This is a genomic window from Stutzerimonas stutzeri, from assembly GCF_038561965.1.
GTDB lineage: Bacteria > Pseudomonadota > Gammaproteobacteria > Pseudomonadales > Pseudomonadaceae > Stutzerimonas > Stutzerimonas stutzeri_AA.
This window is the reverse complement of record NZ_CP139348.1, coordinates 2892802-2915709: the sequence shown is the minus strand read 5'-3', so window position 1 is coordinate 2915709 and position 22908 is coordinate 2892802. Positions and strand designations below refer to the sequence as shown.

At 60.8% G+C, this 22908-nt stretch carries 19 protein-coding genes; 3 read left to right on the top strand and 16 right to left on the bottom strand.

Translation table 11 applies throughout. The features are described from left to right. Window positions 1-39: 39 nt before the first annotated feature. The 10 genes from SM130_RS13085 to ccoN (SM130_RS13040) all read right to left on the bottom strand — a co-directional run bounded on the left by SM130_RS13085 (window position 40) and on the right by ccoN (SM130_RS13040) (window position 11120). Window positions 40-2454 (bottom strand): heavy metal translocating P-type ATPase, encoded by a 2415-nt coding sequence (locus SM130_RS13085; RefSeq protein ID WP_102825613.1) that lies wholly within the window; start codon window positions 2452-2454, stop codon window positions 40-42. Window positions 2455-2461: 7 nt separating this feature from the next. Further along, a complete protein-coding gene (locus SM130_RS13080; RefSeq protein WP_102825614.1) occupies window positions 2462-2962 on the bottom strand; it encodes a FixH family protein in 501 nt (166 codons plus the stop codon). A 12-nt stretch (window positions 2963-2974) separates the two neighbouring features. Continuing rightward, a complete protein-coding gene (gene ccoG / locus SM130_RS13075) occupies window positions 2975-4387 on the bottom strand; it encodes a cytochrome c oxidase accessory protein CcoG (protein ID WP_102825615.1) in 1413 nt (470 codons plus the stop codon). Window positions 4388-4524: 137 nt separating this feature from the next. Further along, the gene (gene ccoP / locus SM130_RS13070) at window positions 4525-5442 is read right to left on the bottom strand and encodes a cytochrome-c oxidase, cbb3-type subunit III (RefSeq protein WP_102825616.1); all 918 of its coding nucleotides are present in this window, start codon (window positions 5440-5442) and stop codon (window positions 4525-4527) included. Further along, window positions 5443-5628: a cbb3-type cytochrome oxidase subunit 3 gene (locus SM130_RS13065; RefSeq protein ID WP_102825617.1), complete on the bottom strand. Its 186-nt coding sequence runs from the start codon at window positions 5626-5628 to the stop codon at window positions 5443-5445. A gap of 6 nt (window positions 5629-5634) precedes the next feature. Beyond that, window positions 5635-6246, bottom strand: a complete 612-nt coding sequence (gene ccoO, locus SM130_RS13060) for a cytochrome-c oxidase, cbb3-type subunit II (protein WP_102825618.1) — start codon at window positions 6244-6246, stop codon at window positions 5635-5637. Between the two features lie 12 nt (window positions 6247-6258). After that, a complete protein-coding gene (gene ccoN / locus SM130_RS13055; RefSeq protein WP_102825619.1) occupies window positions 6259-7686 on the bottom strand; it encodes a cytochrome-c oxidase, cbb3-type subunit I in 1428 nt (475 codons plus the stop codon). A 351-nt stretch (window positions 7687-8037) separates the two neighbouring features. Continuing rightward, window positions 8038-8973, bottom strand: a complete 936-nt coding sequence (ccoP, locus tag SM130_RS13050) for a cytochrome-c oxidase, cbb3-type subunit III (protein WP_102825620.1) — start codon at window positions 8971-8973, stop codon at window positions 8038-8040. 98 nt (window positions 8974-9071) lie between these two features. Further along, complete coding sequence (gene ccoO, locus SM130_RS13045; protein WP_102825621.1) at window positions 9072-9683, bottom strand: cytochrome-c oxidase, cbb3-type subunit II; 612 nt, start codon at window positions 9681-9683, stop codon at window positions 9072-9074. A gap of 12 nt (window positions 9684-9695) precedes the next feature. Next, entirely contained in the window at window positions 9696-11120 is a 1425-nt protein-coding gene (ccoN, locus tag SM130_RS13040) for a cytochrome-c oxidase, cbb3-type subunit I (protein WP_102825622.1), read from the bottom strand. Window positions 11121-11183: 63 nt separating this feature from the next. Here ccoN (SM130_RS13040) and SM130_RS13035 point away from each other — a divergent pair, with 63 nt between their 5' ends. Next, the gene (locus SM130_RS13035; protein WP_102825623.1) at window positions 11184-11876 is read left to right on the top strand and encodes an alpha/beta family hydrolase; all 693 of its coding nucleotides are present in this window, start codon (window positions 11184-11186) and stop codon (window positions 11874-11876) included. A gap of 41 nt (window positions 11877-11917) precedes the next feature. Here SM130_RS13035 and SM130_RS13030 read toward each other — a convergent pair whose 3' ends face one another. Then, window positions 11918-13486: a methyl-accepting chemotaxis protein gene (locus tag SM130_RS13030; protein ID WP_102825624.1), complete on the bottom strand. Its 1569-nt coding sequence runs from the start codon at window positions 13484-13486 to the stop codon at window positions 11918-11920. A 348-nt stretch (window positions 13487-13834) separates the two neighbouring features. After that, window positions 13835-16510, bottom strand: a complete 2676-nt coding sequence (acnA, locus tag SM130_RS13025; RefSeq protein ID WP_102825625.1) for an aconitate hydratase AcnA — start codon at window positions 16508-16510, stop codon at window positions 13835-13837. Window positions 16511-16747: 237 nt separating this feature from the next. On the opposite strand from acnA, the gene rlmM reads away from it, so the two are divergent. Beyond that, window positions 16748-17797, top strand: a complete 1050-nt coding sequence (gene rlmM / locus SM130_RS13020) for a 23S rRNA (cytidine(2498)-2'-O)-methyltransferase RlmM (RefSeq protein WP_102825626.1) — start codon at window positions 16748-16750, stop codon at window positions 17795-17797. Between the two features lie 64 nt (window positions 17798-17861). After that, on the top strand, window positions 17862-18113 hold the full coding sequence (gene tusA, locus SM130_RS13015; protein ID WP_102825627.1) for a sulfurtransferase TusA: 252 nt from the start codon (window positions 17862-17864) through the stop codon (window positions 18111-18113). Window positions 18114-18144: 31 nt separating this feature from the next. On the opposite strand, the gene SM130_RS13010 is transcribed toward tusA, so the two are convergent. From SM130_RS13010 to coxB, 4 genes are all read right to left on the bottom strand, one after another. Beyond that, window positions 18145-18933, bottom strand: a complete 789-nt coding sequence (locus SM130_RS13010) for a cytochrome c oxidase assembly protein (protein WP_256044917.1) — start codon at window positions 18931-18933, stop codon at window positions 18145-18147. Between the two features lie 92 nt (window positions 18934-19025). Continuing rightward, complete coding sequence (locus tag SM130_RS13005) at window positions 19026-19385, bottom strand: hypothetical protein (RefSeq protein ID WP_102825628.1); 360 nt, start codon at window positions 19383-19385, stop codon at window positions 19026-19028. Beyond that, complete coding sequence (ctaD, locus tag SM130_RS13000) at window positions 19385-21916, bottom strand: cytochrome c oxidase subunit I (RefSeq protein WP_102825629.1); 2532 nt, start codon at window positions 21914-21916, stop codon at window positions 19385-19387. The genes SM130_RS13005 and ctaD overlap by 1 nt, the downstream gene beginning before the upstream one ends. Beyond that, window positions 21913-22806: a cytochrome c oxidase subunit II gene (gene coxB, locus SM130_RS12995; RefSeq protein ID WP_102826125.1), complete on the bottom strand. Its 894-nt coding sequence runs from the start codon at window positions 22804-22806 to the stop codon at window positions 21913-21915. The genes ctaD and coxB overlap by 4 nt, the downstream gene beginning before the upstream one ends. Window positions 22807-22908: the final 102 nt, after the last annotated feature.

Genomic DNA, 22908 nt, shown 5'->3' with positions numbered 1-22908 from the left:
ATATGCGTCACCGTCGCTACAGCAGATCTCGGTCGGAGTTCAGCCGTGATTCGTTGGCTGACGTGTCAGCCGCAGGGCATTCAAAACCACCAGTAGCGAGCTGATCGACATGCCCAACGCTGCCCATAGCGGGGTTACCCAGCCAATAGCAGCGAAGGGAAGGATCAGCCCATTGTACAGGCTTGCCCAGGTCAGGTTTTCGATGATGATGCGCCGGCTACGCCGTGCAACGTCAAAAGCCTGTGCCAGGCTGCCGAGGCGATTGGATAGCAGCACCGCATCAGCGCTGGTTTTTGCCAGGTCGGTGGCCGAACCCATGGCGACGCTGATATCAGCTGCGGCGAGCACTGGGACGTCATTTACACCGTCGCCAAGCATCAGTACGCGATGCCCCTGGGCCTGTAGTTCCTGCAGTCTCGTGAGCTTGGCGGCGGGTGTCATGCCGCCTTCCGCCCGATCGATGCCGAGTTCGCGCGCGATCTGGCCGACCATGGGTGAACTGTCGCCGGAGAGCAAAAGGGTCTGCCAGCCACGGCGACGGCAGGCATCGAGCAGTGCAGGCGCATCATCACGAAGACGATCGTCGAGTACCAGCCAGGCCAGAGGGCCTTGCTCATCACCAAGCAGCAGCCATTGGCCTTGCTCGCCAGGAATCGCTGGGGCTGGTTGGCAGAAGCCTTCGGCAACGAAAGCGGGTTGACCTATACGCAGGTTGCGCCCCTCGACGCAGCCCAGCAGGCCCAAGCCCGGCACTGTTTCGACCGATTCAGCAGCCAGTGGCGCACGGCCGAACGCGCGGGCGATTGGGTGTTCGGAGCGGTTTTCGAGGGCTGCGGCCAGTGCCAGGCAGGCATCGGCGTCGAGGGTGCCGAGTGGATGCACAGCGTTCAGCGTCAGACGCCCCTCGGTGAGGGTGCCGGTCTTGTCGAAGACTACCGTATCAATGTGGTTGAGGCCTTCCAGCACGTGACCGCGGGTCAGCAGCATGCCGAGCTTGTGCAATGTGCCGGTTGCGGTCGTGAGCGCGGTAGGCGTCGCCAGTGACAGCGCGCATGGGCAGGTGGCGACCAGCAGGGCAAGGACGATCCAGAACGCTCGCTGTGGGTCGATTTGCCACCAGACCAGCCCAACGACCGTGGCAACTACCAACACCACAAGCAGGAACCATTGCGCGACCCTGTCGGCCAGTTCGGCAAGCTTTGGCTTATCGGCTTGGGCTCGCTCCAGTAGCCGAACAATGGCCGACAGGCGCGTGTCGTCGCCCAAGGCCTGGACTTCGACGGTCAGCGGGCCTTCGACATTCAACGTGCCGGCGGTTACGGCATCACCCAAACCTCGGGGGAGGGGCAGATACTCCCCGGTGAGAACCGATTCGTCGACGCTGGACTGGCCGCTGATGATGATGCCATCTGACGGAATCAACGCGCCGGGCTGCACCAGTACGTGATCGCCGAGTTGCAGCTCGCTAAGCAGAATGCGTTGGCTGTGGCCTTCTGCATCGAGCTTAAGGCATGAGGCCGGAAGCAGATTGACCAGTTGCGCCGTTGCGTCTGCGGTGCGCTCTCGCGCTCGTCGCTCCAAGTAGCGTCCGGCCAGCAGGAACAGGGCGAACATGCCAACCGCGTCGAAGTAGAGTTCGCCCTGGCCGGTGATCGTGGACCAGATGCCGGCAACATAGGCGCCACCAATGGCCAGCGAAACTGATACGTCCATGGTCAGGTGGCGGGTGCGTAGATCACGGAGTGCACCCTTGAAGAAGTCTGTGCAGCAGTAGAAAACAATTGGGGTGGTCAGCAGCAGGGCGGTCCAGCGCAGGGTGACGAAGAAGCTCTCGGACAGGTCCAGGTTGAACTCGGGCCAGGTGGCCATGGTAGCCATCATCACCTGCATCCACAGCAGACCGGCAACGCCCAATTGGCGGAGCGAGCGGCGGTTCTCGCTGGCCAGCCGCTCGGCAGCCTGATCGGCCTGGTAGGGGTGCGCCGCGTAGCCGATCCGTCGCAGCTCGCCGAGCAGCTCACTGAGCGGCAACTGAGCGTCGCTCCAGCGTACGTTCAGTCGGTGATTGGATAGGTTGAGGCTGGCTTCGGTTACACCCTTCAAATTGCGCAGATGGCGTTCGATCAGCCAGCCGCACGCGGCGCAGCTGATGCCTTCGATCATCAGCGATGTGCTGGCCAGCTCACCTTGGTGTTGCACGAAGGGCTGCTGTACGTCTTCGCGATCGTACAAGGCCATCTCTTCACCCAGTTCCTGAGGCAAGGACTGAGGATTGATGGATGTCTCGCTGCGGTGCTGGTAATAGCTCTCCAGTCCGCCCTTTACAATGGCTTCGGCTACTGCCTGACATCCTGGGCAGCACAAGGCCCGCGTCTCTCCCAGCACGCGGGCCTGAAACGGACTGCCGGTAGGGACCGGCAGTCCGCAGTGATAGCAGGGGAGGGGCTTTGCCATCAGCGGGTCAAGGCTGCAGTTCTAGGGCTTGGCCGGTTTCGATGGTTTTTTCCCCATACAGCCGCCAATCCTGGTCACCTTCGCGGCCGAGCAACTCGATGAAGCGTCGCCCGCTGATCGGCTCCTGCATCTGTCCCTGATATAAGCCATCACCTTGCGGCTGCAGGATGATGCGGCGATCACGCTCCGGCTGGGTGGGGGAAAGCAGGTTGAGCACAAGTTGCTGTGGACGGCTCGCGCCGTTCAGTTGTACCTCGGCAAGGCCTCGCTCGTCATTGAGGGCGATGCGAGCCTGCATTTCCAGCCGCTCTGCCAGCTTCTCGCGCTCCAGCGATTGGTTGATGCCTTTGCCTGCGTCGTAGTAGTTATCCGCGACGAGCGTGTCGGCATTGCGAATCGCGATGGTCAACAGTGACAGCCCCAATACAACAGAGAAGAGCAATATTGCGATGACAAACCAAGCCCAGAACTGGGTGTACCAACGCGTTTGTTCGTTTTCAGAGCGCATGTATTACCTTGCTTAGCGGATGCTTGGGCCGATGAAACGGCTGTCGGCATCATCGTTTATCGAATCGTCGTCTACCGATCGAACATGGAAGACGATTTCGTTGGTGCTTGAGGGGAGCTTCTCTGCGGCGATCGACAGTTCAACCGGTATGGTGACCAGTTCGCCGGCAGCCGCTTGGATTTCGCTGCGGCCTTCGTAGACCAGGCCATCGAGACCGGATGCCTCGATAACGAAAGTCTGATCGCGCTGAGCCTTATTCATTATCTTGAGCGTGTAGACGTTCTCGATGTTGCCTTGCTCGTTCTCGCGATAGAGCACGCGATCCTTGAGTACGTCCAGTTTGACCAGCGGGCGTTCATACACGGCGTAGGTAAACAGCCCCATCATGGCCAAAAGCGCAACGGCATAACCGATCAGTCGTGGACGCAGCAAGTGCGTTTTCTGTCCGGACAAGTTGTGCTCGGTGGTATAGCTGATCAGACCACGCGGGTAATTCATCTTGTCCATGATGGCGTCGCATGCGTCTATGCACGCCGCACACCCAATGCACTCGATCTGCAGACCGTCGCGGATGTCGATGCCGGTCGGGCAGACCTGGACGCACATGGTGCAGTCGATGCAGTCGCCGAGGCCCATTGCCTTGTAGTCCGCTTCCTTCTTGCGTGGGCCGCGCTTCTCGCCGCGACGCGGATCATAGGAGACGATCAGGGTGTCCTTGTCGAACATCACGCTTTGGAAGCGCGCGTACGGGCACATGTAGATGCATACCTGTTCGCGCAGGTAGCCAGCGTTACCGTATGTGGCGAGAGTGAAGAAGCCGACCCAGAACAGTGCCCATCCACCTATTTGCAAGGTGAACAGTTCCGGCACCAGCTCGCGGATAGGCGTGAAATAGCCTACGAAGGTGATGCCTGTAGCAAGCGACACCATCAGCCAGATGCCATGCTTGCCCAGTTTGCGGATGAACTTGTTCCCGGTCATCGGCGCCTTGTCCATCTTAATGCGCTGATTGCGGTCACCCTCGGTGACCTTCTCGGCCCACATGAACACCCAGGTAAATACGCTCTGCGGGCAGGTATAGCCGCACCAGACGCGACCGGCGAAGACGGTGATGAAGAACAGGCCGAAGGCGCAAATGATGAGAAGCCACGACAGCAGGATGAAATCCTGAGGCCAGAACGTTGCGCCAAAGATATGAAACTTACGCTCGGGCAGATCCCACCACACAGCCTGTCGGCCGTTCCAGTTGATCCACGCGGTACCGAAATAGAGGATGAACAGCACGGCACCACCGACGCGGCGCACGTTTCGAAAGATTCCGGAGAAAGCCCGGGTGTAGATTTTTTCACGCGCGGCGTAGAGGTCGTTTGACGCTCCGGCCTTGGACGGGGGGGTTACATCATGAACGGGGATCTGCTCAGTCATCGAGTGCGTACCACGGCGGAAGGTGGGTGTCCCGGCCGATACGTGCCAACCGGGATCATTTTTCTGTCCAGCTGCGAATGGTACGCCCGGAGTATTGAGGTCGGGTGCGACAGGACGTCACTCCCGGCCTCGTACAATCACTGCTCCGGTTGCTGCGACAGGCTGTAGACGTAGGCCGCCAGCAGGTGAACCTTGTCATTACCAAGGATCGCTTCCTGAGCAGGCATGCGGCCATTGCGACCGTAACGCAGGGTTTGCTGAATCTGAGCGAAGCTCGAACCATACAGCCAGACATTGTCGGTCAGGTTCGGCGCGCCCATGGCAGTAACGCCCTTGGCTTCCGGTCCGTGGCAGACTACACAGTTGGCCGCGAAGATTTTTTGACCCTGCTCAATGTCAACGCTAATACCCTCTGGGGTATCGCGACCGGACAAGCTGCGGACGTAACCAGCTACGTTGCGGATGCCTTCTTCGCCGATCACGTCCTTCCAGCCGGGCATCGCGGCCTGGCGGCCGTGCAGGATGGTGGTCTTGATGGTTTCCGGCTCGCCGCCCCACAACCAGTCGTTATCGGTCAGGTTCGGGAAGCCGTAGGCGCCCTTGGCATCGGAGCCGTGGCAGACCGAGCAGTTGGAAGCAAACAGACGACCGCCCATCTTCAGCGCTTGCGGGTCTTTAGCCACCTCTTCCACCGGCCTGGCAGCGTATTTGGCGTATAGCGGGCCGTATTGCTCATTGGCCTTGTCCATCTCGCGCTGCCATTCCTTTACCTGGGTCCAGCCACCTTCGTAGCCAGGCAGAATGCCTTTCCAGTTGCCGAGGCCGGGATATAGCACCAGATAGCCAAGCGCGAAGATCACGGTGCCAACGAACAGCATGAACCACCAGCGCGGCAGCGGGTTGTCGTACTCCTCGATACCGTCATAGGAATGGCCAACGGTTTCTTCGGTGCTGTCGGGGCGCTGTCCCTTGCGTGTTGCCAGTAGCAGCCATACCAGCGCGGCAATGGTGCCCAGGCTCAGCAGGGTGACGTACCAACTCCAAAACGAGGTCATTTATTTCTTACTCCTGGAAGCTTCTTCTTCACGCTTCTTGGCGTCGGTCTCGTCGTCTGCGAAGGGCAGGTTGGCGGCTTCGTCGAAGCTTTGCTTGCGTTTGCTGCTGTAGGCCCAGAGCACCACGCCGATGAAGGCGACGGCTACCAGAATTGTGCCCAGGCCGCGAAGAGTCCCGATTTCCATCATGCGTTACCGTTTGTTGGTGAGTGCAGTGCCGAGTACTTGCAGGTAGGCCACGATCGCGTCCATTTCGGTCTTGCCGCGGACGGCATCCCGAGCTCCTGCGATGTCTTCTTCGGTATATGGCACGCCGAGAGTGCGCAGAGCCGACATCTTCTTGGCAGTGTCCTTGCCATCGAGCGTGTGCTCGACCAGCCAAGGATAGGAAGGCATCTTCGACTCGGGCACCACGTTGCGTGGGTTGTACAAGTGCGCACGGTGCCAGTCGTCGGAGTAGCGGCCGCCTACGCGGGCCAGGTCTGGACCGGTACGCTTGGAGCCCCACAGGAACGGGTGGTCGTAGACGCTTTCGCCGGCGACGGAGTAGTGGCCATAACGCTCGGTTTCAGCCCGGAAGGGGCGGATCATCTGCGAGTGGCAGCCGACGCAGCCTTCGCGGATGTACAGATCGCGGCCTTCAAGCTGCAGCGCCGTGTAGGGCTTCATGCCCTCGACCGGCTCGTTGACGGCGTCCTGGAAGAACAGCGGGACGATCTGAGTTAGACCGCCGATGCTTACCGCCAGGATCATGAACAGGGTCAGCAGACCGATGTTCTTTTCAAGTATTTCGTGATTCTTCATCTAACCGTTTCCTCAAGCGATCTGCGCGGCGGCGTCATACTGGGCTGACCTGGCCGCACGTACGGTGCGCCAAGTGTTGTAGGCCATCAGCAACATGCCGGCGAGGAAGAACGCACCGCCAACGGCGCGGACGATAAAGCCGGGGTGGCTGGCTTCCAGCGCTTCGACGAAGGAGTAGGTCAACGTGCCGTCCTCGTTGATCGCGCGCCACATCAGACCCTGGGTGATGCCGTTGACCCACATCGAAGCGATGTAGAGCACGGTGCCAATGGTGGCCAGCCAGAAGTGCGCATTGATCAGGCCGATGCTGTGCATCTGCTCGCGACCGAACACTTTCGGGATCAGGTGGTACATGGAGCCAATGGTGATCATCGCAACCCAGCCAAGAGCACCGGCGTGTACGTGACCAATGGTCCAGTCGGTGTAGTGGGAGAGGGCGTTGACGGTCTTGATGGCCATCATCGGACCTTCGAAGGTCGACATGCCGTAGAACGCCAGCGATACCACCAGGAAGCGCAGAATCGGATCGGTGCGCAGCTTATGCCAGGCGCCCGACAGGGTCATCATGCCGTTGATCATGCCGCCCCAGCTCGGAGCCAGCAGGATGATCGACATCACCATACCAAGGCTTTGCGCCCAATCCGGCAGAGCGGTGTAGTGCAGGTGGTGCGGGCCGGCCCAGATATAGAGGGTGATCAATGCCCAGAAGTGGACGATCGACAGGCGATAGGAATACACCGGACGTTCGGCCTGCTTCGGCACGAAGTAATACATCATGCCCAGGAAGCCGGTGGTCAGGAAGAAGCCTACGGCGTTGTGGCCGTACCACCACTGAACCATGGCGTCGGTCGCGCCCGAATAGATCGAGTAGGACTTGAACCACGACACCGGGATTTCCAGGTTGTTGACGATGTGCAGCATCGCTGTGACCAGGATGAAGGCACCGAAGAACCAGTTACCCACATAAATGTGCTTGGCTTTGCGCTTCATGATGGTGCCGAAGAATACGGCGATGTACGACACCCAGACCACGGTGATCAGAATGTCGATCGGCCACTCCAGTTCTGCGTATTCCTTGGAGCTGGTGAAGCCCTGCGGAAGAGTGATGACCGCAAGCACGATCACAGCCTGCCAACCCCAGAAGGTGAAGGCTGCAAGTCCGTCGGAGAACAGGCGCGCCTGGCAGGTGCGCTGAACCACATAGTAGGACGTGGCAAACAGTGCGCAACCACCAAATGCGAAGATCACCGCATTGGTGTGCAATGGTCGCAGACGGCCAAAGCTCGTCCACGGCAGATCCAAGTTGAGCGAGGGCCACACCAACTGCGCGGCGATGAAAACACCCAGGCCCATCCCAATGATTCCCCACACCACCGTCATGATGGCGAATTGGCGAACCACCTTATAGTTATAAGCAGTCTCACTTATTGCTGTGCTCATGCAAGGCTTCCACGCTAATGGCATTTTCGAAGGCAAAAACGGCGGCAAGTATGGAGAAAGCAGGGGGGCATTGCAAACGACGCCCAGGCTCTCTTTGCTGGCCAAAACCCTGATTTAAAGCGTTTTCCATGCGCTGCGCAGGGATGTTTCGCACCAGGCCGGTGCGCGGGAATCTCGAGTTCGCCTTATGGTTCTAGGCGGGGCGGCGAATCGGAAGCAAAGCTTAGAAGTGCGAGCGCGAACGGGGAAGGTCTTCGGTCGGCTTGTGATGCGACAGATAGTCGCAGCGAGGAAAGAGTTGCGTTACGACAAGGCGGGAAGGGCGGCACGAGTGTACCGCCCTTTTACGACTCACTGCTTGGCGAGTTGTTCCGGTTTCTGCGACAGGCTGTAAACGTACGCGGCGAGCAAGTGAACCTTGTCTTCGCCAAGGTACTGCTTCTGGGCAGGCATCTGACCGTTGCGGCCGTGACGAATGGTCTGCTGCAGCTGGCTCAGGCTAGAACCATAGATCCAGCCGGAAGCATGCTGAAGATTCGGCGCACCCAGTGCGGCCATGCCTTCACCACCTTGACCGTGACACACGGAGCAGGTCTGTGCGTAGGTCTGTTTGCCGGCGTCGATGTCGGCATCAGTACCCTCCGGCGGTGTCAGGCCTGCGAGTTCCTTGCGGACGAACGCGGCGACGTTCTTCACGCCTTCTTCTCCGATGGCCTGGCCCCAGGCCGGCATGGCCGCGATACGACCGTTCAGAATGCTGGTCTTGATCGAAGCCGCATCACCACCCCAACGCCAGTCCTTGTCGGCCAGGTTCGGGAAGCCCAGGGAACCCTTGGCATCGGAGCCGTGGCAGATCGCGCAGTAGTTGGCGAACAGGCGCGCACCCATCTTAACCGCTTGTTCGTCCTGAGCGACTTGCTCTACGGACATGGCAGCATACTTGGCGAAGATCGGGCCGTATTTCGCATCGGCCTGAGCAACTTCGCGCTCCCATTGTTTTTCCTGTGTCCAGCCGCCTTCGTAACCTGGCAGAACGCCTTTCCAGTTACCCAGGCCAGGGTAGAGCACCAGATAAAGGATGCCGAACACCAGGGTGCCGATGAACAGCAGGAACCACCAGCGCGGCAGCGGGTTGTCGTATTCCTCGATGCCATCGAAGGCATGCCCCATCGTCTGATCTGTCGTACCGGCAGACTCGCCCTTGCGGGTGGCGAAGATCAACCAGAACAGAGCGATGATGGTGCCCAGCGTCAGCAGGGCGATGTATCCACTCCAGAAAGTGCTCATGTGCTACTCCTGAACAGCCCGAGCAACTCTGGCTGTCCGCGATTGAAGTCCCTGACGGCTGGCTTGGCAGCCGTCATTTTTCTTGGCTGATATACCACTCAGCGCTTGTTGGTCAGAGCCGTGCCGAGCACCTGCAGATAGGCGACCATCGCGTCCATCTCGGTTTTGCCCTTGACGGAATCACCGGCGCCGGCGATGTCCTGCTCGGTGTACGGCACACCAAGGGTGCGCAGAGCCGACATCTTCTTGGCGGTGTCCTTGCCGTCGAGGGTGTTTTCGACCAGCCACGGGTAGGAAGGCATCTTCGACTCGGGCACTACGTTGCGCGGGTTGTACAGGTGCGCACGGTGCCAGTCGTCGGAGTAACGGCCGCCTACGCGGGCCAGGTCCGGACCGGTACGCTTGGAGCCCCACAGGAACGGGTGGTCGTATACGCTCTCACCGGCGACGGAGTAGTGGCCATAACGCTCGGTTTCAGCGCGGAAGGGACGGATCATCTGCGAGTGGCAGCCGACACAGCCTTCACGGATATACAGATCGCGACCTTCGAGTTGCAGCGCGGTGTAGGGCTTCATGCCTTCAACCGGCTCGTTGACCGCGTCCTGGAAGAACAGCGGGACGATCTGGGTCAGACCGCCGATGCTTACCGCCAGGATCATGAACAGGGTCAGAAGACCAACGTTCTTTTCTAGTTTCTCGTGCGATTTCATTACCTAGGCTCCTCAGGCGATCTGCGCGGCAGCGTCGTACTCGGCCGGCTTGGCAGCCTGCACGGTGCGCCAGGTGTTGTAGGCCATGACCAGCATGCCGGCGAAGAAGATCGCACCGCCTATCATCCGTACAACGAAACCGGGATGGCTGGCTTCCAGTGCTTCGACGAAGGAGTAGGTCAGCGTGCCGTCGTCATTGATCGCGCGCCACATTAGGCCCTGGGCGATACCGTTAACCCACATCGATGCGATGTAGAGCACGGTGCCGATAGTGGCCAGCCAGAAGTGGGTGTTGATCAGTGCGATGCTGTGCATCTGCTCGCGGCCGAACACTTTCGGGATCAGGTGATACAGCGCGCCGATCGAAACCATTGCAACCCAGCCGAGCGCACCAGCGTGTACGTGGCCGATGGTCCAGTCGGTGTAGTGGGACAGGGCGTTGACGGTCTTGATGGCCATCATCGGACCTTCGAAGGTCGACATGCCGTAGAACGCCAGCGATACCACCAGGAAGCGCAGGATCGGGTCGCTACGCAGTTTGTGCCAGGCACCGGACAGCGTCATCATGCCGTTGATCATGCCGCCCCAGCTCGGAGCCAGCAGAATCAGTGACATCACCATGCCCAGGCTCTGCGCCCAATCCGGCAGGGCGGTGTAGTGCAGGTGGTGCGGGCCGGCCCAGATGTAGACGGTGATCAGCGCCCAGAAGTGGACGATCGACAGGCGATAGGAATACACCGGGCGTTCGGCCTGCTTCGGCACGAAGTAGTACATGATCCCGAGGAAGCCTGCGGTGAGGAAGAAGCCCACGGCGTTGTGGCCGTACCACCATTGCACCATCGCATCGGTTGCACCGGCGTAGATCGAGTAGGACTTCATCGCGGTGACCGGGATTTCCAGGTTGTTGACGATGTGCAGGATCGCCACGGTCAGGATGAAGGCGCCGAAGAACCAGTTACCGACGTAGATGTGCTTGACCTTGCGCGTCGCCAACGTTCCGAAGAAGACGACCGCGTAGGCCACCCAGACGATGGTGATCAGGATGTCGATCGGCCATTCGAGCTCCGCGTATTCCTTGGAGCTGGTGAAGCCCAGCGGCAGGGAGATCGCAGCGAGCAGGATGACCAACTGCCAGCCCCAGAAGGTGAACGCAGCCAGTTTCGGCGCGAACAAGGTGGTCTGACAGGTGCGCTGGACCGAGTAGTAGGACGTTGCGAACAGAGCACAGCCACCGAAGGCGAAAATCACCGCGTTGGTGTGCAATGGACGTAGACGACCGAAACTGGTCCATGGGAGGTCGAGGTTCAGAAATGGCCAGGCCAATTGTGCTGCGATGAAAACGCCGAGCCCCATCCCGACGATTCCCCACACCACCGTCATGATGGCGAATTGGCGGACCACCTTGTAACTGTAGGCGGTACTGGTTGCTGTGTTCATGTATGGGCTTCCATCCACGGGTAATGAGCAGTTTTTTTCTTTCTAATAGAAAGCGAGGCAAGGATGGGGAAAGGGCAATCTGCCGGTATTGACGCCGGTCAATACACACAGGGTGACAAAGGGTATCTCGTCCGATGGAACCAAACGTCGAACGAGGCGTCGGCCACGCTGATCCTGGCCCACGGTGCAGGGGCGCCGATGGATAGTCCGTTCATGGACGAAATGGCCGCGCGCCTTGCTGCGCGCGGGATAGCGGTTTGCCGGTTCGAGTTTGCCTACATGGCGCTGCGGCGTACGGGGGCGGGAAGGCGACCACCCAGTCCCCAGGCTCAGCTACTGGCTCAGTGGCGGGAAGTCCATGCACTGGTGCGACAGCAGGCCACAGGACCGTTGGCCATCGGCGGCAAATCGATGGGCGGGCGAATGGCGAGCATGCTGGCGGAAGAGCTAGAGGTCGATGCCCTGGTGTGTCTGGGTTATCCGTTCTATCCCGCCGGCAAGCCCGACAAGCCGCGCGTGGCTCATCTGGCGACACTGCAGACGCCGACGTTGATTCTGCAGGGCGAGCGTGATGCGTTGGGGGACCGCGAAACGGTGGCGCGGTATTCGCTTTCGGCAGCGATCGAACTGCATTGGCTGGCCGCCGCCGATCATGATCTCAAGCCTTTGAAACGTTCGGGGCTGACCCATGACCGACATCTGGACAGTGCTGCTGATGCGATTGCCGTCTTTCTCGGCCGCGTCGTTGCGCAATGAGCGGCGGTCGCGGCCGGATCTTGTGACCCGGCCGGCCATGCTTAGCGGTTGAAGCGCTCGACGAGCGAGTACTGGCCCTCGGCCGTGGCGGCGAGGTCCTCGCTGAGCAGCGCCGAGCTACGTGCGTCGCCGGTGGTCTGCTCGGCTAGGCGGGCAATGGTGCTGACGTTGTTGCTGATCTCGTCGGCCACGGCGCTCTGCTCCTCGGTTGCCGACGCGATCTGGGTGGTCATGTCGATGATGTTGCCCATCGCCTCGTTGATTCCGGTCAGCGCCTGGTCGGCCTCGGCCACCTGATCCACGCCACGTAAGGCGTGCGTGCGGCCGTCCTCGGTGGTCTGCACAGCGTGACGAGCCTGAGACTGCAGTTTTTCGATCAGTTGATGAATTTCGCCGGTAGCGGAAGCGGTGCGTTGTGCAAGCTGTCTTACCTCGTCAGCCACTACGGCGAAACCGCGACCGCTGTCGCCCGCGCGCGCGGCCTCGATGGCTGCGTTCAAGGCCAGCAGGTTGGTCTGGTCTGCGATGCTTTTGATCACATCGACCACGCTGCCGATGGCCTCGCTGTCATTGGCCAATTGATTGACGGCTTCGCCGGTCTTGCCCACCGAGTCGGAAAGCTGCTGGATCGCCTTGCGTGTTTCTGCCGTGACTTCGCGGCCCCGCACGGTAAGACGGCTTGCCTCACGGGTTGCATCGGCGGCCAGCGCGACGTTGCCGGCAACCTCTTGGGTCGTTGCGGCCATTTCATTGATGGCCGTCGCCACCTGCTCGGTCTCCTGCTGTTGCTGCACCAGGCCGTTGGCGCAGTTCTGCGCCAGCGAATCGGCCTCCTTGGCTTGCCCTTGCAGTTGGACGGCTGTGTCCTGCAGGCGGGTGAGACAGGTTTTCAGGTGCGCCTGCTGGCTAAGCATTGCCATTTCCAGCTGGGCTTCGGCGCCGCGGCTGTCGGTATACATGCACGCGATGAGCGGATCGCTGGTGCTCTGGCTTGCCAGCTGCAACAGGCGTCGCAGACCGCGTTGCTGCCAATGCAGGCCGGCGAGACCGAGCGGTATGGCGAGCAACGCAGCAGCGATGAAGCCCATCGCGTGATCCAAGCCCGCGCCAACGAGAAAACCGATCTGACTGACCATCAGGAACGGTATCCATTTGCTCAGTGTCGGCAACCAGGCATCACGGCGTGGCACGCCCGACTTGCCCGAATTTATGCGTGCATAAAGGGCCTCTGCACGCTGAACCTGTTCGCGCGTCGGCTTGGTCCGTACCGACTCATAGCCGGTGACCTGGCGTTGCTGGTCGAGAATGGGCGTGACATAGGCGTTGACCCAATAATGGTCGCCCGTCTTGCGCCGATTTTTGACGATGCCCATCCAGGGCTTGCCCTGCTTGAGCGTCGTCCACATATGGTCGAACACTGCCGGCGGCACATCCGGATGACGCACCAGGTTGTGCGGCGCGCGAATCAGCTCATCACGGTCGAAGCCGCTGACCTCGGCGAAGATGTTGTTGCAGTAAGTGATCTGACCTTTGAGGTCAGTGGTGGAGATGAGGCGCTGTTGATCAGGAAAGGCAAACTCACGTTGGGTTACGGGCTGGTTATTACGCATCGACAATCACGCCTGGCAAGAGGAATCGTAAGGTGGCGCCGCTGACCTTTGTATTTTTCTAAGGGGGTCAGTCTGACCAGTTGGTCGGCCGGAGAGTGGCGTTCTTGAGCGAAAGCTGATTCACCGATCAGCTTTCACTGCACTCAGGCGACCAGCGGCAACCAAGGCTTAATGGTTCTGTCATGGGCTTGGCCCATCGTTGGTGTGTGTCCGGGCGCTTTGCGATGCGAAGTGACGATCAGGGAGCCGGACAGCGGGAAGGGATAACCCAGGGCAGCAGGAAACCAATCGCCGATGGATTGGCGGGCGCCGATGCGAAAGGACTCGCATCGGCGTTTCCGCTTTCGGTCAACTTCCGATCAGCTGGCGCAGCACGTAGTGCAGAATGCCGCCTGCCTTGAAGTACTGCACCTCGTTGAGGGTATCGATGCGGCTCAGCACCTGGAACGAATCGCGCGAGCCGTCGGCACGTTCAACCTCAACAGTCAGCGTCTGGCGTGGCTTGATATCGGCATCGAGCCCACGGATCGAGAGCTTCTCCGTACCGTTCAGGCCCAACGACTGACGCGTCTGCTCGTTGACGAACTGCAACGCCAGCACGCCCATGCCGATCAGGTTGGAGCGGTGGATACGTTCGAAGCTTTCGGCGATTACCGCCTTCACGCCTAACAGGTTTGTGCCCTTGGCCGCCCAGTCGCGGCTGGAGCCGGTGCCGTATTCCTTGCCGGCGATTACTACAAGTGGCACGCCCTCGGCCTGATAGCGCATGGCGGCATCGTAGATCGAGAGCCTTTCGCCGCTCGGCTGATACAACGTATTGCCACCTTCCTCGCCGCCAAGCATTTCGTTGCGGATACGAATATTGGCGAAGGTGCCGCGCATCATGACTTCATGGTTGCCACGACGCGACCCGTAGGAGTTGAAGTCCTCCGGTGCTACGCCCAGTGACTGCAGGTAGGTACCCGCCGGTGAACTGGCTTTGATATTGCCGGCCGGCGAGATGTGGTCGGTGGTGATCGAATCGCCGAACACGGCCAGCACTCGAGCGTTCTCTACATCCGTCGGTGGAGTCGGTGGCTGGCCGATATCCTCGAAGTAGGGCGGGTTTTGCACGTAGCTGGAGCCGGCGTCCCACTCATAGGTGGCCCCCGCACTGACCGGAATTTTCTGCCAGTGCTCGTCACCGCTGAACACGTCGGCGTAACGGCTGCGGAACATCTCGCCATCGATACTCGCGACTGCTTCGGCGATCTCGGCGCTGCTCGGCCAGATGTCCTTCAGGTACACCGGCTGGTTCTGCGCGTCATAGCCCAGCGGCTCGCGGTCCATGTCGATACGTGTAGTACCGGCCAGTGCGAAGGCGACCACCAGCGGCGGGGATGCCAGCCAGTTGGCTTTGACCAGCGGGTGTACGCGGCCTTCGAAGTTGCGGTTGCCGGAGAGTACGGAAGAAACGATCAGGTCGTTATCGGTGACTGCCTGGCCAATCGCGTCTGGTAGTGGGCCGGAGTTGCCGATGCAGGTGGTGCAGCCATAACCCACCAGGTTGAAGCCGAGTTCATCGAGATAGCGGGTCAGGCCGGCACGCTTGAGGTAGTCGGTAACCACCTTCGAGCCGGGCGCCAGGGAGGTCTTCACCCAAGGCTGGCGCTTGAGTCCGCGTTCGATTGCCTTCTTGGCGACCAGGCCGGCCGCCATCAGCACGTTTGGGTTCGAGGTATTGGTACAGGAAGTGATGGCGGCGATGACGACAGCACCGTGCTTGAGCGCGAAGTTCTCACCTGCGACCGCAAACTCGGTTTCGGCTTGCTGCGTGCGCCCGCTGGTTTCGACCAGCAGATCGAAGTTCGCACCGATATCGCCGAGGGTAACCCGGTCTTGCGGGCGCTTGGGCCCGGCTACGGACGGCCGCACCTGGCTCAGGTCGAGCTCGAGGGTAGCGGTGAACTCGGGATCGGGCGAATTGCTGTCGCGCCACATTCCCTGCGCCTTGCTGTAACTCTCGACCAGCGCGACACGCTCTTCGTTGCGGCCGGTCAGGCGCAGGTAATCGATAGTCACCTGGTCGACTGGGAAGAAACCGCAGGTGGCGCCGTACTCGGGTGCCATGTTGCCGATGGTGGCGCGGTCGGCCAGCGGCAGATGGTCCAGGCCGGGGCCGTAGAATTCGACGAACTTGCCGACCACGCCGTGCTTGCGCAGCATCTGCGTCACGGTCAGCACCAGGTCGGTAGCGGTGACGCCTTCGTTGAGTTTGCCGGTCAGGCGGAAGCCGATTACTTCCGGGATCAGCATCGACACCGGCTGGCCGAGCATCGCTGCTTCGGCCTCGATACCCCCGACGCCCCAGCCCAGCACGCCGAGGCCGTTGATCATGGTGGTGTGCGAGTCGGTGCCGACCAGGGTATCCGGGTAGGCGACGGTTTCGCCGTCCTCTTCCCGAGTCCAGACCACCTGGCCGAGATATTCCAGGTTTACCTGGTGACAGATGCCGGTACCCGGCGGCACCACGGCGAAGTTGTCGAAGGCTTGCTGGCCCCAGCGCAGAAACTCGTAGCGTTCGCCATTACGTTGCATCTCGATGTCGACGTTCTGTTCGAACGCCTGATCGTTGCCGAAGCGGTCGACCATCACCGAGTGGTCGATCACCAGGTCCACTGGCGACAGCGGGTTGATCTTCTGCGGATCACCGCCGGCCTTGGACACCGCATCGCGCATGGCGGCCAGATCGACCACAGCGGGTACGCCGGTAAAGTCCTGCATCAACACGCGAGCGGGGCGGTACTGGATTTCCTGGTCGGAGCTGCGCGATTGCAACCAGCCCGTCAGCGACCGGATATCGTCGGCACGCACGGTGACGTCATCCTCCCAGCGCAGCAGGTTCTCCAGCAGCACCTTCAGTGAAGTGGGCAGTCGGCTGATGTCGCCCAGCTGGGCGGCTGCATCGGGCAGGCTGTAATAGTGGTAGGTCTTGCCGGCGACTTCGAGACTGCGGCGGCATTTCAGGCTATCCAGGGAAGGCATTCCTCATCTCCTTGTGCCCACACGGTAGGGCTGGCTGATGAATGAGCTTTGAAACTAGCTTAAGTGGCCTGTTTGGTCAGTCCAGTTTGGTCAAACTTACCTAATCCAACCAATCGCACAGGCCAACAGGGCAATGGTTTCGCTACAGCACTGGACCGGGTCATGCGGGCGAGGGTTCCCGCGGTCGGCTATGATGCGCGGCTTTGGCGCAGGCCCGACCGCTGACAGGACTCGAACATGAACACATTGCTGCTGCATTGCCGGCCCGGTTTCGAGGGCGAGGTCTGCTCTGAAATCAGCGAACACGCCGCCATGCTCGAAGTTTCCGGCTACGCCAAGGCGCGGCCGGAGAGCGCCAGTGCCGAGTTCGTCTGCAGCGAAAGCGGGGGGACCGAGCGGTTGATGCGCAAGTTGCGCTTCGCCGAACTGATCTTCCCGCGGCAGTGGGCGCGCGGTGAGTATCTGCAACTTCCTGAAACGGATCGCATCAGCGTGTTGCTGGCGCATCTGGCGAGCTATCCGGTGTGCAGCAGCCTGTGGCTGGAGGTGCTGGACACCAACGATGGCAAGGAACTCTCGAATTTCTGCCGCAAGTTCGAGGCGCCTCTGCGCAAGGCGCTTATCAAGGCCGGTCGCTTGGACGAACAGGGCAAAGGCCCGCGTCTGCTGCTGACCTTCAAGAGTGGCCGTGAGGTGTTCGCCGGTATCGCCGAGGTCAATAACAGCGCGCTGTGGCCGATGGGCATACCGCGACTGAAATTCCCCCGCCAGGCACCCAGCCGTTCCACCCTCAAGTTGGAAGAAGCCTGGCACCACTTCATTCCACGCGACCAGTGGGACGCACGGTTGGCAGCGGGGATGACCGGTGTCGATCTCGGTGCGGCGCCGGGCGGCTGGACCTGGCAGCTGGTTAACCGACACATCAAGGTCAGCGCGGTAGACAACGGACCGATGGACCCTGATCTGATGGATTCCGGACTCGTCGAGCATTACCGGGCTGACGGCTTCACTTTTCGTCCGCGCAAACCAGTGAACTGGATGGTTTGCGATATCGTCGAAAAGCCGGCGCGCAATGCGGCTTTGCTGGAGACCTGGATCGGCGAAGGCCTGTGTCGCGAGGCGGTGGTCAACCTCAAGCTGCCGATGAAGCAGCGCTATGCCGAAGTGAAAAGGCTGCTGGAACGAATTGCCGATGGTCTGGCTGCGCGCGGCGTCAAGGCCAGTATCGGCTGCAAGCAGCTCTATCACGACAGGGAAGAGGTTACCTGCCATCTGCGGCGCCTCTGACGCCGAACGGATGACCTGTGCATGTGCTTGCGCGACAATGCCGACCTGTTTCCGGGAGCCCAAGATGACCCAATCAGCTGAAATGACCGTGGACGCCGTGCTCGATGCCAGCGGCCTGAATTGTCCCGAACCGGTGATGATGCTGCACAACAAGGTGCGTGATCTGGCCGGCGGGGCCTTGCTCAAGGTAATCGCTACCGACCCCTCGACCCAGCGCGACATACCCAAGTTCTGCATTTTCCTTGGCCACGACCTGGTCGAGCAGCAGGAAGCGGCTGGTACCTACCTTTACTGGATTCGCAAGAAAACCGAGTGAGCGAGACGGCTGTCGATTCGTTCGTGCAGCCTCAGCCTAGCTCCTCGCGACTGCCACCCGCTTGCTGGCGCCGCCACATGCGGGTTAGCCAGCGCCACGCAACCCAGCCGGCACCGATCAGATAGATCAGCCCGCCTGGCACCCACATGATCAATCCCGCCAGTTGCTGATCCGCCACGTCGCGTGACTCGCCATAGAACGAGGTGCTGGAAAAAGTCAGCAGTGCCCCGAGCAAGCCGGTATGCATCAGCGTCACCAGGTTTGCCATCAACGCTTGAGGTACCTGCTTTGGATTGGCACGTAGCATCGACCACCAGAACAGCCAGGCGGTGAACAGAAAGCAGGCGTGTTCGACGGCGTGCCACCATAGGTTGTCGAGTGCCAGCTGATAGAGCTTGGGCGTATGCCAGGTCCAGATCATCGCACCGTGCAGCATCGCCAGCGGCACCGGGTAACGACCCACACGCAGAATGGCCGTCCAAACCGGTTGCGCGAAGCGCCCGGTGACGGCGCGCCACTGTGGTAGCGGCCGGGCCAGCGCCCACATCGGCGGGATCACCACCATGAACAACATGTGCTGGACCATGTGCCAGGTGGTGCTGTGTTCGGCCCAGTCGTCGATCGGCCCGAATACTGCGAAGGCTGCCAGGAGCATGGCCCCGTGAAGCCACGCCGCTTCGCTTCGGCGGGTGGCGATGCGGCGGGAGCCGAGGATATACAGGCCCCAGGCGCTGGCCAGGATCATGGCGGTGAGGATCAGCGGCGCGCGTTCGACGAGGTGCCCGTCAAAAAGGCCGTGGGCGAGTGCTGGCTGCGGCATCAGGCTGATCAAGGCAATCAGCGCGAGCGCATACCAACGTGGATGCGACTGCGCGAAAGTTGTCGGCATGTTGCGCAACGCCGGGTCGGGATTCAAACGCATGGCGGCAGGAACGCCAGCTGCAGCCCGACGAATACCGTCGCCAGCGCTGCGATGAAGTGAATGCCCGAAGCGACCTTGGTGACGAACACCTGTCGTTCGTTGAGATCATGCGGCGGCCGGGACAGCTTCCATGAGCGTCGCCCGAGCCACAGCAACAGCACGACCACCAACAGCGTGGCCACGGCGAAGCTGGCGTTCAGCCAGTTGAAAACACCCTTGTTCGGATCCGGCGGAGCGATCGAGCAGACCACCGCGTGGGAGCCATACATTGAAGCGAACCAAAGGCTCCAGATGGTCAGTCCGAACGGAATCTGAACCGGATGGAAGACCGATGTGCGGTTGTATTTCATCAGGCGGCTCCCCAGGTTGACGGGAACAGAACGATCGCGGCGTAGGCGCTCCATACCACACCCAGGTTGTAGTACCAGAGTTGTTCGACCACTACCGGCTCATAGGGCGCCAGTTTTCCGACATAGCCGTAGTACACGCGCATGGCCTGCAAGACAGTGCAGATTGTCGCCAGGCCGCAATGAATCAGGCTGTACATAAGGATCACGAACATCACTGCGTCATGGGCGGTCGCGGTTATCTGCAGATCGGCGTTCAGCAGCACCCAGAGCAACATTGCGAACTGAACGGTGCCGATGACCGAGACGATCACCAGATTTAACAACAGTCGACTGCTATCACCGCGGCGCAGCTGTGCGGGAATGATCCGCATCCAGAGCGTCCCGAGTGTCAGCACAATGGCACTGGCGAGCATGAGCCAACCGTTGAGGTTCGAGTGCTCCGGTACCACCCATTCCGGCGACACGGTCCACAGGTAGAACCAGCCGAACAGCAGCGACAGGTACATGGTGCCGTCGGCCAGCAGAGTAACGCCCATGCCCCACAAGCCCGGGCCGTCAAAGGTGCGCGAATGCAGCGGAGGTTCATCCGGCTGGGTACGGGCGTCCGGTGCCGCAGCAGGGTGTGCACCGTTTTCCCAAGACCAGCGGAACAGCACGATCAGCGTTGCGACAGTTGCCACCAGCGCCAGCATGTACACCTTGTTCAGCAGGCTCAGGCACAGCACGCCGAGGAAAACCGAGGCGATGAATGGCAGCCAGCTGTTGCCCGGCAGGTGGATCACCTCGCGCACGTTGCCCGTCAGCGGGTCGGAGCCCCAGGTTTCCCGCCGGCCATGGTCGATGGTCTTCAGCGCATGTTCTGCACGCGCGATGCTGTGCGGCAGATCGGGGTCCTTCCACAGCGGATGGCGGTCGGTGACATCCGGCAAGCTGACAAAGTTGTACGGGCTTGGCGGCAGGCTGGTCGCCCACTCCAGGGTATCGGCGTTCCACGGGTTGGTTTTCGCCGGCTGGCCGAAGCGGAAATGCAGCACGATATCCAGCAGGATGGTGCCGATACCGATGGCCATGATGAAGCTGCCTATCGACGAGATCAGGTTGGGCAGGTCCCAGCCGAGGCCCGTGTCGTACGTGTAAACCCGGCGGGGCATGCCCATCAGCCCGGTCCAGTGCATGATCAGGAAGGTGGTGTTGAAGCCGATGAACACCAGCCAGAAGCCCCAGCGACCGAGGCGTACGGAGGGCATGCGCCCGGAGAAATGCGGTAACCAGTAATACAGGCCGGCCATCAGCGGGAAGAACATGCCGCCGACCAGCACGTAATGCATGTGTGCCACGACGAAGTGAGTGTCGTGCACCTGCCAGTCGAACGGCACCAGCGCCACCATCACGCCAGTCAAGCCGCCACAGACGAAGACGATCAGAAACCCAACCAGCCAGAGCATCGGGACGTGATAAACCGGTCTGCCCAACCAGAGTGTGGCAATCCAGGCAAAGATCTGCACCCCTGTCGGGATCGCCACCAACATGCTCGCCGCTGAAAAGAAACCCAGCGCCAGTGCCGGAATCCCGACGGTGAACATGTGGTGAACCCACAATCCGAAGCTCAAGAAGCCGGTGGTCAGCACGCCAAGGACCACCCAGCGATACCCTACCAGCGGTCTTTGGCAGAACACCGGCAGCAACGTCGACACGATGCCGGCGCCCGGCAGGAAGATGATGTACACCTCAGGGTGGCCGAACAGCCAGAACAGGTGCTGCCAAAGCACCGGATCGCCGCCCCTGGCCGTGTCAAAGAACGGTAGGCCGGCAGCTCGTTCAAGTTCCAGCAGAATGCTGCCGAGGATCAGCGGCGGAAAACCGAAGACGATCATCAGCGCCATGACCAGGATGTACCAGGCATACAGCGGCATCTTGTGCAGTGCCATGCCGTTGGTACGTGTACGCAGGATCGACACCACCAGCTCGACGCCCGCACTTACGGCAGAGATTTCGACAAAGGTGATGCCCAGCAGCCAGAAGTCCGAATTCACGCCAGGCATGTGCGAGGAGCTGGACAATGGCGTGTACATGAACCAGCCGGCCTTGGGCGCAACGCCGAGGAACACGCTGGATAGCAGAATGATCCCGCCGAACAGATAACAGAAGTAGCCGAGGGACGACAGTCGCGGGAAGATCAGATCGCGCGCGCCGATCATTTTCGGGATCAGGTAGACCGCCAGACCCTCCATCATCGGCACGGCGAACAGGAACATCATTACCGAGCCATGCATGGTGAAGATCTGGTTATAGACATCCGGCTCCATCAGCACATAGCCGGGCAGCGCCAGCTGGGTGCGGATCAGCATCGCCATCAGGCCGCCGATCAGAAAGAACACGGCCCCGGTGACCAGAAATCGCAGGCCGATCGTGGTGTGGTTGACGATGGTTAGCGCACGCCAGCCCGGCGGGTTGCCCCAGACGTCGTTGAACTGGTCACTTAGCTGGTCCGGGTCCGTGCAGGGTTTGCTGCTTTGGTCGCGTTGGGTCATGGAGTGAGCGTCTCCAGCCAGTCGGCAATCTGGTCGAGGGTTTCAGGGGGAACATCGTCATGCGCGGGCATGCCGTTGCCGAACTTCAGGTCTTTGTGCTCGCGCAGCCAGCGGCGCAGACCCTCACTATCGTTGTCGATTACGCCCGCACCCAGGCTAGGGCGCGTGGCCAGGTCGGTCAGGTCCGGTGCGCGGTTGCCATCGCTGATGCCCGAAACGCGGTGGCATTGGCCGCAACGGTCATCGAATACCTCACCGGCTTGCCCCGGCGCACGCTGGGTGAAACGCAGGTCTGCCCGGGCGGCAATCCAGCTGTCGAAGCCGTCCCGCTCCAAGGCTTCGACGTGGAGCTTCATGTGGGTGTGCTGCAACCCGCAGAACTCGGAGCACTGCCCATGAAAGATCCCGACGTGTCCGGCTTCGATCCGAATGACGTTGGTGCGTCCAGGGATCATGTCCATCTTGCCGCCGAGACGGGGGATCCAGAACGAATGGATCACATCGGCGCTGGTGACGTGCACATCCACCAATCGGCCAGCCGGAATGATCAGTTGGTTGGCCGTGGTGACGCCACTGTCCGGGTAATGCACTTCCCACCACCATTGGTGCCCGGTGACTTCAACCTTCAGCGGCTGCTCGCCGTCGACTGGCAACGGCATCATGCTGCGCCCGGTGGGAATGCCGAAAATCAGCAGCACGATGATGCTCACGCTTGGCAGGATGATGCCGCCACCCACGACCCAGCGCCGGTTGATTGCCAGCGCCTCTTCGTCGCTGGTTTCACGCGGCTTGCGCGCCAGCGCATAGATCCAGATCGCACTTACTACCAGCAGTACGAGCGTGGCGAAGGCAAACATGCCCCACCACACGTTCGCCACCTGGCGCGCCATCGGGCTGGCGGGGTTCAGGGTTGAAAGCGGCCCCTCACAGGCACTGATCAAAGGAACTGCCAGCGCCAGTGTGGTCCATTTCAAAAGGCCACCGGCTCGTTT